Annotated in this window: 15 protein-coding genes; 6 read left to right on the top strand and 9 right to left on the bottom strand. The window is 59.0% G+C overall.

The genetic code is table 11. The features are described from left to right. Positions 1 to 198 precede the first annotated feature (198 nt). From wrbA to DW349_RS02365, 4 genes are all read right to left on the bottom strand, one after another. Positions 199 to 801: an NAD(P)H:quinone oxidoreductase gene (gene wrbA / locus DW349_RS02350; RefSeq protein ID WP_108127263.1), complete on the bottom strand. Its 603-nt coding sequence runs from the start codon at positions 799 to 801 to the stop codon at positions 199 to 201. Between the two features lie 134 nt (positions 802 to 935). Next, entirely contained in the window at positions 936 to 1,187 is a 252-nt protein-coding gene (locus DW349_RS02355; protein WP_108127261.1) for a GNAT family N-acetyltransferase, read from the bottom strand. A gap of 80 nt (positions 1,188 to 1,267) precedes the next feature. Next, positions 1,268 to 1,819 carry a tetratricopeptide repeat protein gene (locus DW349_RS02360; protein ID WP_108127259.1) on the bottom strand — a complete coding sequence of 184 codons (552 nt, stop codon included), beginning with the start codon at positions 1,817 to 1,819 and terminating at the stop codon, positions 1,268 to 1,270. A 77-nt stretch (positions 1,820 to 1,896) separates the two neighbouring features. Beyond that, complete coding sequence (locus tag DW349_RS02365) at positions 1,897 to 2,445, bottom strand: cupin domain-containing protein (RefSeq protein ID WP_108127257.1); 549 nt, start codon at positions 2,443 to 2,445, stop codon at positions 1,897 to 1,899. A gap of 164 nt (positions 2,446 to 2,609) precedes the next feature. Here DW349_RS02365 and DW349_RS02370 point away from each other — a divergent pair, with 164 nt between their 5' ends. After that, positions 2,610 to 3,914 (top strand): NAD(P)/FAD-dependent oxidoreductase, encoded by a 1,305-nt coding sequence (locus DW349_RS02370; RefSeq protein WP_108127255.1) that lies wholly within the window; start codon positions 2,610 to 2,612, stop codon positions 3,912 to 3,914. Between the two features lie 87 nt (positions 3,915 to 4,001). Here DW349_RS02370 and DW349_RS02375 read toward each other — a convergent pair whose 3' ends face one another. Next, positions 4,002 to 5,498 carry an aldehyde dehydrogenase gene (locus tag DW349_RS02375; RefSeq protein WP_108127253.1) on the bottom strand — a complete coding sequence of 499 codons (1,497 nt, stop codon included), beginning with the start codon at positions 5,496 to 5,498 and terminating at the stop codon, positions 4,002 to 4,004. Positions 5,499 to 5,775: 277 nt separating this feature from the next. On the opposite strand from DW349_RS02375, the gene aptA reads away from it, so the two are divergent. The 3 genes from aptA to DW349_RS02390 are packed head-to-tail and all read left to right on the top strand — an operon-like array spanning position 5,776 to position 9,908. Beyond that, positions 5,776 to 7,083: an omega-aminotransferase AptA gene (gene aptA / locus DW349_RS02380; RefSeq protein WP_108127251.1), complete on the top strand. Its 1,308-nt coding sequence runs from the start codon at positions 5,776 to 5,778 to the stop codon at positions 7,081 to 7,083. Between the two features lie 29 nt (positions 7,084 to 7,112). Further along, positions 7,113 to 8,600 carry a CoA-acylating methylmalonate-semialdehyde dehydrogenase gene (locus DW349_RS02385; protein ID WP_108127249.1) on the top strand — a complete coding sequence of 496 codons (1,488 nt, stop codon included), beginning with the start codon at positions 7,113 to 7,115 and terminating at the stop codon, positions 8,598 to 8,600. Positions 8,601 to 8,621: 21 nt separating this feature from the next. Further along, positions 8,622 to 9,908 (top strand): NAD(P)/FAD-dependent oxidoreductase, encoded by a 1,287-nt coding sequence (locus DW349_RS02390; RefSeq protein WP_198650570.1) that lies wholly within the window; start codon positions 8,622 to 8,624, stop codon positions 9,906 to 9,908. 4 nt (positions 9,909 to 9,912) lie between these two features. Here the strand turns inward: DW349_RS02390 and gloA are convergent, their stop codons facing one another. After that, on the bottom strand, positions 9,913 to 10,452 hold the full coding sequence (gene gloA / locus DW349_RS02395) for a lactoylglutathione lyase (protein ID WP_108127245.1): 540 nt from the start codon (positions 10,450 to 10,452) through the stop codon (positions 9,913 to 9,915). Positions 10,453 to 10,573: 121 nt separating this feature from the next. On the opposite strand from gloA, the gene DW349_RS02400 reads away from it, so the two are divergent. Together DW349_RS02400 and DW349_RS02405 are read left to right on the top strand one after the other, a co-directional pair. Continuing rightward, entirely contained in the window at positions 10,574 to 11,026 is a 453-nt protein-coding gene (locus DW349_RS02400) for a YaiI/YqxD family protein (protein ID WP_108127243.1), read from the top strand. A gap of 19 nt (positions 11,027 to 11,045) precedes the next feature. Then, positions 11,046 to 11,474, top strand: coding sequence for a CBS domain-containing protein (locus tag DW349_RS02405; RefSeq protein WP_108127241.1), 429 nt, complete (start codon positions 11,046 to 11,048; stop codon positions 11,472 to 11,474). On the opposite strand, the gene DW349_RS02410 is transcribed toward DW349_RS02405, so the two are convergent. The 3 genes from DW349_RS02410 to DW349_RS02420 form a co-directional block, all read right to left on the bottom strand. After that, a complete protein-coding gene (locus DW349_RS02410; protein WP_108127239.1) occupies positions 11,471 to 12,784 on the bottom strand; it encodes an MFS transporter in 1,314 nt (437 codons plus the stop codon). The two genes, DW349_RS02405 and DW349_RS02410, sit on opposite strands and share 4 nt — an antisense overlap. 114 nt (positions 12,785 to 12,898) lie before the next feature. Further along, on the bottom strand, positions 12,899 to 13,558 hold the full coding sequence (locus DW349_RS02415) for a YciC family protein (RefSeq protein WP_108127237.1): 660 nt from the start codon (positions 13,556 to 13,558) through the stop codon (positions 12,899 to 12,901). A gap of 97 nt (positions 13,559 to 13,655) precedes the next feature. Continuing rightward, positions 13,656 to 13,946 carry a helix-turn-helix domain-containing transcriptional regulator gene (locus DW349_RS02420; RefSeq protein WP_108127235.1) on the bottom strand — a complete coding sequence of 97 codons (291 nt, stop codon included), beginning with the start codon at positions 13,944 to 13,946 and terminating at the stop codon, positions 13,656 to 13,658. Positions 13,947 to 13,948: the final 2 nt, after the last annotated feature.

The raw sequence follows: 13,948 nt of genomic DNA on the forward strand, positions 1-13,948 counted from the left end.
ATTTCGAGGGGTTTTTTGCAAATAGTTGGGCGGGGCGGGGTTTGGCGTTGAAATAGCAGGTCGTTGCGCGCCATTTCATCGGCAATGCGGTGCGCTTTTGAAACATAAAAAACCCCGCTCAAAGGCGGGGTCGAGGCGCTGAAGCCTGCGACGGAACAGGGGTCATCCGCGTCGCAGGGGGCGTTAAATCGATACCGCTCAGGCGGCTTGTTTCTTGGCAATTTCAGCCACGTGCTTGCCTTGGAAACGGGCGATGTCGAGCTCGTTTTCGCTCGGCATACGGCTGCCGTCACCGCCAGCCAGAGTGGCTGCGCCATAGGGGCTGCCGCCGGTGATGTCGTCCATGTAGGTCAGGCCCGGGCAGCTGTAAGGCACGCCAACGATAACCATGCCGTGGTGCAACAAGGTGGTGTGGAAGGAGGTGATGGTGGTTTCCTGGCCGCCGTGCTGGGTGCCGGTGGAGGTGAAGACGGAACCCACTTTGCCGATCAGTTTGCCTTGTGCCCACAGGCCGCCGGTCTGGTCGAGGAAGGTGCGCATCTGGCCGGTCATGTTGCCAAAGCGGGTCGGGCTGCCGAAGACGATGGCGTCGTAATCGGCCAGTTCGTCAACGGTGGCGGCCGGGTGATCGAAATCGACCTTGGCGCCGCTGGCGGCCAGGGCTTCGGCACTCATGGTTTCCGGTACACGCTTGATGGTGACTTCAACGTTGCCCGCGCTCTTGGCGCCTTCAGCAACGGCGTTAGCCATGGCTTCCATGTGGCCGTACATGGAGTAATACAGAACTAATACTTTGGTCATTTCAGTTTCCTCGATGAAAGAATTTGAACAGGATGGTTCCTAGACACCACCCAGTATGACCGGCGGTTTGGGCGATCAAAGCGAAGGAAATTGATGCCCGGGTTCAAAGAATTTCACCAAGGATGTGGAATGGCTCAGCCGCCGCGTGCCAGTACGGCTTCCACGTAAGAGCAGGTGGCGTGGATGGCGTATTGCTGTGCCCGCGCCCAGCCGAGGCCGGTGTCGACCAGTTGTCGGGCAATGCCCTGACCACGGCCGCTGTTGGGTACAAAGGTGGAGGTGAAGGTGATGTCGTTGCCGTCGAGGCGGTACGCCAGGTAGGCGAGTTCGTTGTTCACGGCTAAGACAAAACGTTGTTCGTCGGGGTGGTGTTCAATGGCGCTCATGCACAGTCTCCTATCGCGGTGGATGGGCAACGCAGAGCGCGCATTGTGACGCCCAGGATGGCCGGGCGTCGAGTGGCAGGTTACAGCGTTCGGCCTTGCAGACTTTGTTCGAGCCGTTCGATGTTGCGCTTGCTGCTGTTCGATTGCGGGTACAGCACCAGCACGGCTTCAAAGGCGCGGATGGCGGCCTGGGGTTGTTCCAGTTGCGCGAAGATGGCACCCAGGCCCGACAGCGCACCAAAGTGCCGGGGTTCCAGTGCCAGGGTGTGGTCGATGTCGGCGATCGATTGCTGATAGTTGCCGAGCAGGTAGTGCACGGTGGCGCGTTTGTTCCAGGCTTCGGCGAATTCCGGTTCGGCGGCAATCAGTTCGTCGAAATTGCTCAGCGCCGTTTCCAGTTGTCCGGCGTTCATGGCGGCGGTGCCGCGACGCATTAATTGGCCGGCGGCTTCGTTCGGCGCTTCGCTCCAGGCGCGCCAGATTTGTTGTTCGATCAGCGACGAGCTGAGCGCGTCGGGCGCGTTTTGCAGTCGCTCGAACAGGGGGTCGAGACGGGCGTTGTATTGATCGGCGGCCGCGCTGCTGATGAACAGTGCCAGGCAGGCGGCCAACGTCCAGCGATGAATGATCATGATGCACTCCGCTGTGGCCTGACGGTGAGATCAGTTTAGACCATCCATACGCAACGAAAGTTGCGCTGGATGTGATGTTAAAAATTGGCCGGTGTTGTCGCCGAAATAATCTGACAGGGTTCGTCGTAAGGGTTGCGGAAGCGGTGCGGGCGGGTGGAGTCGAAATAGTAGCTGTCGCCTTTGCTCAGCTTGTAGACCTCGCTGCCGACGGTCAGCTCGAACGCGCCGCGCATCACCAGGCCGGCTTCTTCGCCGTCGTGCACGTAGAGGTCGGCGCCGGTGTCGGCGCCGGGTTCGTAGGTTTCAATCATGAACGCCAGGGCGCGTTTGCCGAAGGCGCGGCCGACCAGTTTCAGCTGTACGTCGTTGACCGATAAATCGAGCAGATCGTCGGGGCTGTACACCACCGGCTGGGTGGATTCGGTATCGCTGTCTTCGGCGAAAAACTCTACCAGCGACATGGGGAACCCTTGCAGCACTTTTTTCAGCGAACTGACGCTGGGGCTGACGCTGTTTTTTTCGATCATGGAAATGGTGCTGTTGGTGACACCGGCGCGTTTTGCCAGTTCACGTTGCGACAGTCCGTGCTGTTCACGGATCGACTTGAGCCGTTCGCCTACATCCAAGAGTGCGTCCCTCCGAGGGGTTTCATTATTTTTTACAGCCTATCAAACGCCAAGCGTTGCTTGCTTGCAAGGCTGCTGTCGCGCCGGATTCGGCGGCTTGCAAAGGGCGCTGGGCTATGTCAAAAATACCAAACATTCGGCCATTATAATTAACAGATATTTTCATGACCACGACGTTGAACCCCCGCACGCACGGCCCGGATCATCCGGTCTCCTATTACGCCGCCACCGCCCGCTACGACCAGCGTTACCCCCAACTGACGGAATCGATTCGTGCCGATGTCTGCGTTGTTGGCGGCGGTTTTGGTGGCGTGAACACGGCGCTGGAATTGGCCGAACGCGGTTACAGCGTGGTGTTGCTGGAAGCGCATCGCATCGGCTGGGGCGCATCCGGTCGCAACGGCGGCCAGTTGATTCGCGGCATTGGTCATGGCCTGGAGCCGTTTCGCAAAACGCTGGGCGACGCCGGTGTGGCGGCGGTTGAAGCCATGGGCAACGAAGCGGTGGACATCGTTACCCAGCGCATTGAGCGCTACAACATCGACTGCGATATACGCTGGGGCTTTGCCGATTTAGCCAACCGGCCGCGCCACTGGGCCGAATTGCAGAGCCATTTCGACGAGCTGCAAAACACCGACATCGGCCATCAATTTGAATTGCTGCCGCCGGAACGGCTCGGCGAAGTGGTCGGTTCAAATCGTTACCTGGGTGCCTTGGTCGATTCGGGCAGCGGGCATGTGCATCCGCTGAATCTGGTGACCGGCGAAGCGAGAGCGGCGGCCGACCTGGGTGTGCGAATTTTTGAACGCAGCGCCGTGCTCGACATCGTGGAAGGCGAGCCGGTGCTGGTGAAAACCGAGGCCGGCCAGGTGGTGGCCGACCGGCTGGTGTTGTGTGGCAATGCCTACGTGAGCGGCCTGAATAAAACGTTGGCGGGCAAGGTGTTGCCAGCGGGCAGTTACGTGATTGCCACCGAACCGCTGGACGAGGCCACCGCCAGACAAATTCTGCCGGGCCGCCACGCCGTCTGCGATATGAACGTGGCGCTCGACTATTACCGGCTGTCGGCCGACAACCGCCTGTTGTTCGGTGGCTTGTGCAACTACTCCGGCCGCGACCCGCGCTCCATCGAAGCGGCGCTGAAACCGCACCTGGACCGGGTGTTTCCAGCGTTGCGCGACATCCACATCGACTACCAATGGGGCGGCATGATCGGCATCGGCGCTAACCGCTTCCCACAGATCGGCCGCTTGAAACCCAACATCTATTACGCCCAGGCCTATTCCGGCCACGGCGTGAACGTCACCCACCTCGCCGCCCGCGTGATCGCCGAAAGCATGCACGGCGACAGCGAGCGCCTGAACGTACTGGAAAAGGTCAAACACCTCACCTTCCCCGGCGGCCCACGTTTCCGCTCGCCATTGCTGGCGTTGGGGATGTTGTATTTCCGGATGAAGGATTGGGTTTGATGGAAATTATGGGAGACGCCAAGAGCACCATGCTAATCAGCGTCTCCCGTCTCCCGTCTCCCGTCTCCCGCCCAGCGTCTCCCACCATCAAATCTTGATCCAGGTCGCCTTAATTTCTGAGTACTTATCAAACGCATGCAGCGATTTATCGCGGCCGTTGCCGGACTGTTTGTAGCCGCCGAACGGCGCAGTCATGTCGCCCGCATCCCACTGATTGACCCAGATCGAACCGGCGCGCAGGCCTTTGGCGAAGCGGTGGGCGCGGCTCAGGTTGGCTGTCCAGACCGCTGCCGCCAGACCGTAGTCGGTGTCGTTGGCGATGCGCAGTGCGTCGGCTTCGTCTTCAAAGCGAATTACCGAGAGCACCGGGCCGAAGATTTCTTCCTGGGCGATGCGCATTTTGGCGGTCACATCTTCGAACACCGTCGGTTGCACAAAGAAGCCGCCATCGACGGCGTTGAGGCGTTCGCCACCCACAGTTAACCGAGCGCCGCCTTCGCGGCCGGCGTCGATGTAACTTTGTACGCGTTGCAACTGAGCGCCATCGACAATGGCGCCAACTTTGGTGGCCGGGTCCAGCGGGTTGCCCGGTTTCCAGGTCGCGACGGCGGCGCGCACTTTATCCATAAATGCGTCGGCGATGCTGGCTTCGACCAACAAGCGCGATCCGGCGGTGCAGACTTCGCCCTGGTTGTAGCAGATGCCTTCGGCGGCAGCGGCAGCGGCGGCGTCCAGGTCCGGTGCGTCGGCAAAGACGACGTTCGGTGACTTGCCGCCGGCCTCACTCCAGATGCGTTTTAAGTTGGATTCGCCGGAATAAATCATCAGTTGTTTGGCGACGCCGGTGGAGCCGGTGAACACCAGCGTATCGACGTCCATGTGCAGTGCCAGCGCCTTGCCGACGGTGTGGCCGAAGCCGGGCAGCACGTTGAACACGCCGTTGGGAATGCCGGCTTCGGTGGCGAGTGCGGCCAAGCGAATCGCGCTCAGCGGCGATTTTTCCGACGGTTTCAAGATTACCGAATTGCCCATCGCCAGTGCCGGGCCGATTTTCCAGCTCGCCATGATCAGCGGAAAATTCCACGGCACGATGGCGGACACCACGCCAACCGGTTCACGCGTCACCAGGCCGAGTTCGTCGTGCGCAGTCGGGGCGATTTCGTCGTACAGCTTGTCGATGGCTTCGGCCGACCATTGAATGGCGCGCACCGTGGCGGGGATGTCGACCGCCAGCGAATCGCCAATCGGTTTGCCCATGTCGAGTGTTTCCAGCAGCGCCAGTTCGTCGCCGTGTTCTTTAATCAGAGCGGCAAAACGCAGCATGACGGCTTTGCGTTTGGCCGGTGCCAGTGTGGACCAGTCGCCGCGGTTGAAGGCGCGGCGCGCGGCGGCCACGGCGCGGTCGGCATCGGCGGTGTTGCAAGCGGCGACGTTGACCAGCAGGCGGTTGTCGATCGGACTGCGCGATTCAAAGGTTTCTTCGGATTGGGCGTCGCAATAAGCGCCGTCGATAAAGGCGCGGCCTTCGGGTTTCAATGCAGCGGCCGCTTGGGTCCAGTGTTCGAGAGTGTGGGTGGTGGTCATGGCGGCCTCGGGCGGTGATTTGGATGCCGCAACCTTACTCCACCGGGTCGGCAACTTTCAATATATTGAACGCTTGTTGAGAGTCGGATAATGCCGCTGAAAGCCCGATGATAAGACGAAAAAAGTCATAGATTTCGGTGGTTGGCTGGGGTCAGTCTTTGGCATACACTGGCGCGGTTGTTCAAAATAACAAACGTTGTGTTGGCCGCCGCCGTTGCTCAGTCGGTGCGCCTGGGAGAGTGCACAGCGTTGCCCGAGTGAACTTGCGAGGTCCGCCATGTCCGTTAAAACCGATGCCTTTTGGATGCCCTTTACCGCCAACCGTCAGTTCAAGGCCGAACCGCGATTGTTGGTGGCGGCCGAAGGCATGCACTACACCACCGACGATGGTCGGTCGCTGCTCGACGGCACCGCCGGTCTGTGGTGCGTGAACGCCGGTCATGGCCGCAAAAACATTTCCGATGCGGTGTACCGACAAATCAGCACGCTCGATTACGGCCCGACGTTTCAGATGGGCCACCCGGCGCCGTTTGAGCTGGCCGAGCGTTTGATTCAGTACACGCCCGACGGGCTGAACAAAGTCTTTTTCACCAACTCCGGTTCCGAGTCGGTCGATACCGCCTTGAAGATGGCGCTTGCTTACCATCGCGCCAAAGGCGACGGCCAGCGCACGCGTTTGATCGGTCGCGAAAAGGGTTACCACGGCGTCGGCTTCGGCGGCATTTCCGTCGGCGGGTTGGTCAACAACAAGCGCGCCTTTGGCTCGGGCTTGCCCAATGTGTCGCATCTGCGCCACACGCTGTTGGCGGAAAATGCGTTCAGTCGCGGTCTGCCGGAAGCCGGGGTTGATCTGGCGGAAGACCTGCAACGCATGATCGATTTGTACGGCGCCGACACCATCGCCGCTGTCATCGTTGAGCCGGTTGCCGGTTCTGCCGGTGTTGTTCTGCCGCCGGTCGGTTACCTGAAACGGTTGCGCGAGCTGACGCAGCAACACGGCATTCTGTTGATTTTCGATGAAGTCATCACCGGCTTTGGTCGCATTGGCGAAGCCTTCGCCGCCAACCGTTTTGGCGTCACGCCCGATCTGATGACCACCGCCAAAGGCCTGACCAACGGCTCGGTGCCGATGGGCGCGGTGTTCGCCGCCGACTTCATTCACGATGCCTTTATGAACGGTTCCGATGCGACCATCGAACTGTTCCACGGCTACACCTATTCCGGCCACCCGGTTGCTGCCGCTGCCGGTTTGGCAACGCTCGACATCTACGAAGCCGAAGGTTTGTTCCAGCGCGCGCTGGAATTGGAAGTGCGGTTCCAGGATGCCCTGCACAGCCTGAGCGATCTGGATGTGGTGAAAGACATCCGCAACATCGGCTTGGTCGGAGGCATTGAATTGCACCCGCGTGAAGGCGCCGTCGGCGCACGCGGTTACGACGTTTTCCACCACTGCTACTGGCAGGGCAATGTGCTGGTGCGTTGCACCGCCGACACCATCGCGCTGTCGCCGCCGCTGATCATCAGCGAAGACCAGATCGACCAAATCGTCAGCGCACTGCGCACCGCCATCAAAACCGTTGGCTGATTGAGCGAAAAAAGACACGGGGAAATCGTATGCAACAGATCAATCACTTTATCGGCGGCCAACACACCAAAGCCTCCGAGCGCCAGGGCCCGGTGTTTAACCCGGCTTTGGGCGAGCAAACCGCTCAGGTTTCGCTGGCATCAAAAACCGAAGTGCAGCAAGCCGTAGAGGCCGCGCGAAAAGCGTTACCGGACTGGATGGAAACCTCGCCGCTGAACCGGGCGCGCATTTTGTTTCGCTTCAAAATGCTGCTCGACGAACGCCTGGATGATTTGGCGCGGGTGATCAGCGCTGAGCACGGCAAGGTGTTTGAAGACGCCCGCGGCGAAGTGATTCGCGGCATGGAAGTGGTCGAATTCGCCTGCGGCATTCCGCATCTGTTGAAAGGCGAAATCACCGAGCAGGTTGGCCGTGGTGTTGATGCCTGGTCGCTGAATCAGCCGTTGGGTGTCGTCGCCGGTATTTCGCCGTTCAACTTCCCGGCCATGGTGCCAATGTGGATGTGGCCGGTCGCCATCGCCTGCGGCAATACCTTCGTGATGAAGCCGTCGGAAAAAGACCCGAGTGCGGCCTTGTTGGTCGCCGATTGGCTGAAGGAAGCCGGCTTGCCGGACGGCGTGTTCAACGTCGTTAACGGCGATAAAGAAGCCGTCGACGAACTGTTGGTGAACCCGCACGTGCAAGCGGTGAGCTTTGTCGGTTCGACGCCGATTGCTGAATACATCTATCGTACCGCCAGCGAACACGGCAAACGCGTTCAGGCGTTGGGCGGCGCGAAAAACCATTTAGTTGTCATGCCCGATGCCGATCTCGATGGCGCAGTGAACGCACTGATGGGTGCTGCCTATGGCTCGGCCGGTGAACGCTGCATGGCAATTTCCGTGGCCGTCGCGGTTGGCGATATTGCTGACGAACTGGTGGCAAAACTGGCGGCTAAAACGCGCGAATTAAAAATCGGCAACGGCGCAGAAAAAGGCCTCGATATGGGGCCGTTGGTCAGCGCTGCGCATCTGCAAAAAGTGACGGGTTATGTCGATGCCGGTGTGGCCGAAGGTGCGGACTTGGTGGTCGATGGTCGCGGTTTAAAAGTCGCCGGCCATGACAGTGGTTACTTTATCGGCGGCTGTTTGTTCGACAAGGTGACGGCCGACATGACCATCTACCGCGAAGAAATTTTCGGCCCGGTGTTGTGCGTGGTGCGCGTGCCGGATTACGTCAGCGCGGTGAAACTGATCAACGCACACGAATTCGGCAACGGCACGTCGATTTATACGCGCAGCGGCGGTGTGGCACGTCAGTTTGTGCGCGATATTCAAGTCGGCATGGTCGGCGTTAACGTGCCGATTCCGGTGCCGATGGCGTTCCATGCGTTCGGTGGCTGGAAGCGTTCCTTGTTTGGCAGCAACCACGTTCACGGCATGGAAGGCGTGCGTTTCTACACCAAACGCAAAGCCGTAACCGCGCGCTGGCCGGACGGCGATCTGGGCGCCGAATTTGTGATGCCAACGTTGGAATAAATCCGCTGGAGAATGTGCACGATGACAACTCGCATGGAACACACGGGCTCTTATTACGCCGCCACGGCCAACGCCGTACCGGACCGTCCGGCGTTAACGGAATCGATAGACGCCGATGTGTGTGTGATTGGCGCGGGGTTTACCGGCTTATCAACGGCGCTGCATTTAGCCGAGGCTGGTTTCAAAGTGGTGGTGCTGGAAGCCGCGCGTATCGGCTTTGGCGCCAGCGGCCGTAACGGTGGCCAGTTGGTAAACAGCTACAGCCGCGACATCGACGTGATTGAACGCAATTACGGCCACGACATGGCAGCCATGCTCGGCTCGATGGCGTTCGAAGGCGCCGACATCATTCGTCAGCGCATCGCCCAATATCACATCAACTGCGACTACAAACCCGGTGGTTTATTCGTCGCCTTTAATAAACGCCAGATGCACGAACTGAGCGAACAACAAGCGTTGTGGGCACGCTACGGCCACGACGACATGCAACTGCTCGATGACGCGGCGCTGGGTAATTATCTGCATTCCGATAAATACATCGGCGGCTTGCTCGACAAACGCGGCGGCCACATCCATCCGTTGAACCTGGCGCTGGGTGAAGCGGCAGCGATTGAAAGCCACGGCGGTTTGATTTTTGAAGACTCCAAAGTCGTCCGCATCGACCGTGGCGAACAACCGGTGGTGCACACCGAACACGGCCGGGTGACGGCCAAATTCGTCATGGTCGCGGGCAATGCTTACCTGGGTAATTTGGTACCGGAACTGGCAGCGAAATCGATGCCGTGCGGCACACAAATCGTTACCACCGAAGTATTGGGCGAAGAAAAAGCGCGTGAATTAATTCCGCAATTGCAGTGCGTCGAAGACTGCAATTACAAACTGGATTATTACCGCATCACCGGCGATTTCCGATTGCTCTACGGCGGCGGCGTCACCTACGGCGGCGGCGACCCACGCTCCATTGAAAACTTCCTGCGGCCGCATCTGGAAAGCACATTCCCGCAACTCAAAGGCGTGAAATTCGACTACGCCTGGGGCGGCGATTTCCTGCTCACCATGAGCCGCTTACCGCAATTCGGCCGCATCGGCGACAACATCTATTACGCCCAGGGTTACAGCGGCCACGGGGTCACCACCACGCATCTGGCCGGCAAACTCATCGCCGAAGCGCTGCGCGGCCAGGCCGAACGCTTCGATGCGTTTGCCGCGCTAAAACACTTCCCATTCCCCGGCGGCCGTATGCTGCGCGCGCCCTATACGGCGGCGGGCGCACTGTATTATGGCTTGCGGGATAAGTTGGGGATTTAAGCGATCAAAACGCCCGGGCGATGCGTTCTGGTGCGAAGATTTCAATCCAGTAGCCGTCCGGGTCTTTGATAAAGGCGAGGTCGTTCATCTTGCCGTCTTCCGGGCGTTTGACGTATTGCACGCCCAGTTCATCGAAGCGGGCGCAGGCGGCGTCTAAATCGGGTACCGCGAAACCGATGTGGCCGAAGCCTTGGGGTTTGTCGTTGCCGTTGTGGTAGTGGAAATCGGCGTCGGTTTCGGTGCCCCAGTTGTGGGTCAGTTCCAGCATGGCCGGGCGGCCGAAAGTTTGGGCGGTGCGCGTTTTGGCGTCGCTGGACCAATCGCTCAGTTCATCCGGTTTGATCGCGGCGAGAAAATACAGCGAGAAATTCATCGCATCGAAATCGAGTTTTTTCACCAGCGTCATGCCCATGACCCGGGTGTAGAAATCCAGGCTGATTTGCGGGTCTTTGATGCGCAGCATGGTCTGGTTAAAAACGAAATCGTGAGTGGCGGGGTCGCGGTCTTCGTTCAGACCGGCGGCGGTTTCGAAATGGCGGCTCATGGCGGTTCCTCGGCTAAAATGAATGGATGAGTCTGGCTCAAGATGGTGTTGTTGTCGGGCTTTTAAACCAGTGGTTCCGGCCGTGCTATGCTGGCGCCGTTTTGGATGAGTGAGACTGCCCATGACGATCTGGGTCGATGCCGACGCCTGCCCCGGCGTGGTTAAAGAAATTCTGTTTCGCGCCGCTGAGCGTACCCAAACCGAGCTGGTGTTGGTGGCGAATCAGCCGATGCGGACACCGCCTTCTAAAGTTATTCGCAGCGTGCAGGTGGCGTCGGGTTTCGACGTTGCCGATAACGAAATTGTGCAGCGTGTGCAGCCGAATGATCTGGTGATTACCGCCGATATTCCGTTGGCGGCGGAAGTGATCGATGCGGGTGCGTTGGCGCTCAGCCCGCGCGGCGAAGCCTTTACCAAAGACAACATCAAAGGCCGGCTGAACATACGCGATTTCCTCGACACTATGCGCAGCAGCGGCATTCAAACCGGCGGCCCGGCGGCGTACAGCCAGAGTGATCGTCAGGCGTTCGCCAATCAATTGGACCGCTGGCTGGCACGTCAGCGGACGCAATAACCGATACGAAGGATGTAGCATGAGCGTCAGCGATTTCATGACGAAAGACCCGGTGACCGTGGGCACGGCACACACCCTGGCGAGCATTCGGGAGCTGTTCGAAGTGCACCACTTTCACCATGTGTTGGTCACTGAACACCGCAAACTGATCGGCATTATTTCTGACCGTGATGTGCTCAAGGCGCTGTCCCCTTTCGTTGGCAAAAGTGACGAAGAAATACGCGACAGCCACACCATGATTATGCGCGCCAAGATATTAATGACGCGCGATCCGATGACGGTGTCACCCGATGCGCCGATTATTGATGCGGTGCGATTGATGCACGACAAAGGCCTGTCGTGCGTGCCGGTAGTGGACGATACCGGAGTGCCGCTGGGCATTCTCACCTGGCGCGACTTGGTGCGCGCCATGCTCGAACATTCTTACCGCAAGAAGCCCAAGGATTAGTCGTTGGGTTGGCCGTCGGGGTTGTCGTTGCGCGGGCGTTGGCGGCGGTCTTCCGGCGGCGCCAGTTCTTCTTCTGAATCCGGGTGTAACGGCAAGACGTTCGGACCCGTGCGCACCATGGCAACGAAGTGGCCTTCGTAATCGGTCGGCTTTTCCACCACACGCGATTGCCGCAATTGCCAGGCCACGACGAGCACTGACACCGTCAACACCAGCGCGAAAAATCCGGGCAAGGCTTCACCACCGAGACGTTGCAAACCGATGCCCGCCAACGCCGGGCCGATGAACGAGCCCAGTCCGTACAACAGCAGCAAACCGCTGGAGCCGGCGACCAGATGGTCTTTGTGAATGTGATCGACCAAATGCGCCACACCGATCGGGTACACCGCCAGCGCCAGTCCGACAAAAAACATCGCCAGTATCACCATCAACCACCGTTTTTCCGGTAACCAATAGGCCGCAAACACCATGGCGGTACTGACGGCTGCGGTAGCCATCAGCACGCCTAAAATCACCAGCCGTCGATCGATCACATCGGACAACCGACCGACCGGATATTGAATGGCTGCGCCGCCCAATACCGCCAGTGAAATAAAGATAGCGACCTGGCTTTCGCTGTAACCGAGGCTGGCGGCAAACAACGGCGACAACCCCCAGAACGGACCCAACGTCAGGCCGGAAATGATGACCGCTGTGACCGCCACCGGGGCCGATTCGATCAGCCGGGGCAAATCCATTTTCGGCATGTCGAGCGCGACGTGCGGTTGTTGCAGGCGCGTCCAGGAGACAGGCATGACCGCCGCCGACGCCAACACCGCAGCGATGGCAAAGAGCGTGAACGCTTCGGCGTTATCAAGGTGCAGAAACTGCTGGGCGATGGCCGCAGCGATCATCTGCACCACCATGTAGAGCGAGAAAATGCGGTTGCGGTATTCGTCCGGCGTCTGGCCGTTCAGCCAGCTTTCGATAACGGTGAACATCACGAACACGCCAAAGCCGGTAAACAAGCGGATGATCAACCAGGCCGTCGGTGATAGCAGCAACATATACAGCAAGGTGCCGCAGGCCAGCAGCGATGCACAAAAAGTGAAACAGCGGATGTGGCCCATCTGCCGAATCAACCGACCGGCGAACCAGGTGCCGAGCAAAGCGCCGAGGTAATAACTGGACGACAGCAAGCCAAGAAACTGTTCGGAAAACCCTTCGCTGACACCGCGAATAACCAACAGCGTACTGAGCAAACTGTTGCCCATCAGCAACAGCGACAAGCCGAAAAACAGCGCGGTGATGGACAGCAGAATAGAGCGCATTGCGAGTCTCGAAACGGAGAAAACGAACGGGCGGAACCGACTGGGGAACGGTGGTCGGTGTAAGTCGCTTACTCTAGCACTCTTTGCCCGGCGCGCCAGCGCCAGGCCGGGGTGTTAGCTTGATTGGCCGCTGTCGGAATAGACGCGGAAACCGAAAATTTGCACCAGCGCTGCCAGCGGTTTGAACAGCACGCCAATAAAGACCGTCATCATTCCGTAACCGTCGGTTTCCGACACCAACACATAAGTGATCATTTGCATCAGCAACATGATAACGCCGTAAAACAGCAGGTAGCCGCCGAGCAGCGTCCAACCATAGCCGGTGCTGCCGCGCCAGGACGATTGCAAAGCGGTAAATATGGGCTGTCGATCCAGCACCAGATAGAAACTGCTCAGCGCCAGTTTCACGGCGATGTAAATACCCGGTGCCACCAGCAACACCAAACCAAGGCTGATGCCCAAGGTCACCAGCAATTGCAGGCCCGCCAACGGCAATACAAACACCAGCGCCCGCCGCCAGGCAGTAACCGGCGCCAGATATTCGCCCGCCAAGGCACGATCGAGATACAGAATCACCGCCGCCGATGTCCACACCGTGCCCAGCCACTGCAATAAATAAGCGGCCCAGGGAAAACCGTTTTCGGTGGTGATGGTCGACCAACTGAGCATGACAAACAATTCGAACACCAACCCCAGGCCGGCGGTAATTACCGTCAGCGGAATCCAGTGGTGGCCGAAAAAGCGCAGGGTGTCGCGGAGGAATGAATACAGCATGAGCGTCGTTGTCGGTTGAGGTGGCGAAACAGTATCACAGCCGTGTGGCAATTGAAGTCTCAGCGGGTGCGTTTACGTCCGTGCCTGGCGGCGCGTTTCAGTGGCTATGCGTATCGATGATCAGGTTAGCTTGCAGCGCTTCCAGTGCCGATAAAACCAAGGCCAGGCTGGGTTCACTTTGTTGACTGACTTCCAGGCAACGCTGCGCACAATTCAGGTTGGTGTGTTTAGCGATTGCCTCGACACCTTTGGATTCGGCCACGATGCCAAAAGCATTGGCGATGAAACTCATGTCCCTGGTCAGCAGCGCGTCGTTCAAAAAGGCATAAACGTCGTGCGGGGTGAGCAGGTAATCGGCCATGTTGAAAGAAGCGGAATCGTTAGACATCG

This window comes from Saccharospirillum mangrovi (assembly GCF_003367315.1).
GTDB classification, from domain to species: Bacteria; Pseudomonadota; Gammaproteobacteria; order Pseudomonadales; family Natronospirillaceae; genus Saccharospirillum; species Saccharospirillum mangrovi.

Bases quoted from the DNA above. Each gene is read 5' to 3' on its own strand.
- DW349_RS02415 (WP_108127237.1), bottom strand. From the start codon at position 13,558: ATGCTGTATTCATTCCTCCGCGACACCCTGCGCTTTTTCGGCCACCAC.
- DW349_RS02400 (WP_108127243.1), top strand. From the start codon at position 10,574: ATGACGATCTGGGTCGATGCCGACGCCTGCCCCGGCGTGGTTAAAGAA.
- DW349_RS02390 (WP_198650570.1), top strand. From the start codon at position 8,622: ATGACAACTCGCATGGAACACACGGGCTCTTATTACGCCGCCACGGCC.
- DW349_RS02370 (WP_108127255.1), top strand. From the start codon at position 2,610: ATGACCACGACGTTGAACCCCCGCACGCACGGCCCGGATCATCCGGTC.
- gloA (WP_108127245.1), bottom strand. From the start codon at position 10,452: ATGAGCCGCCATTTCGAAACCGCCGCCGGTCTGAACGAAGACCGCGAC.
- DW349_RS02410 (WP_108127239.1), bottom strand. From the start codon at position 12,784: ATGCGCTCTATTCTGCTGTCCATCACCGCGCTGTTTTTCGGCTTGTCG.
- DW349_RS02375 (WP_108127253.1), bottom strand. From the start codon at position 5,498: ATGACCACCACCCACACTCTCGAACACTGGACCCAAGCGGCCGCTGCA.
- aptA (WP_108127251.1), top strand. From the start codon at position 5,776: ATGTCCGTTAAAACCGATGCCTTTTGGATGCCCTTTACCGCCAACCGT.
- DW349_RS02355 (WP_108127261.1), bottom strand. From the start codon at position 1,187: ATGAGCGCCATTGAACACCACCCCGACGAACAACGTTTTGTCTTAGCC.
- DW349_RS02405 (WP_108127241.1), top strand. From the start codon at position 11,046: ATGAGCGTCAGCGATTTCATGACGAAAGACCCGGTGACCGTGGGCACG.
- DW349_RS02420 (WP_108127235.1), bottom strand. From the start codon at position 13,946: ATGTCTAACGATTCCGCTTCTTTCAACATGGCCGATTACCTGCTCACC.
- wrbA (WP_108127263.1), bottom strand. From the start codon at position 801: ATGACCAAAGTATTAGTTCTGTATTACTCCATGTACGGCCACATGGAA.
- DW349_RS02360 (WP_108127259.1), bottom strand. From the start codon at position 1,819: ATGATCATTCATCGCTGGACGTTGGCCGCCTGCCTGGCACTGTTCATC.
- DW349_RS02385 (WP_108127249.1), top strand. From the start codon at position 7,113: ATGCAACAGATCAATCACTTTATCGGCGGCCAACACACCAAAGCCTCC.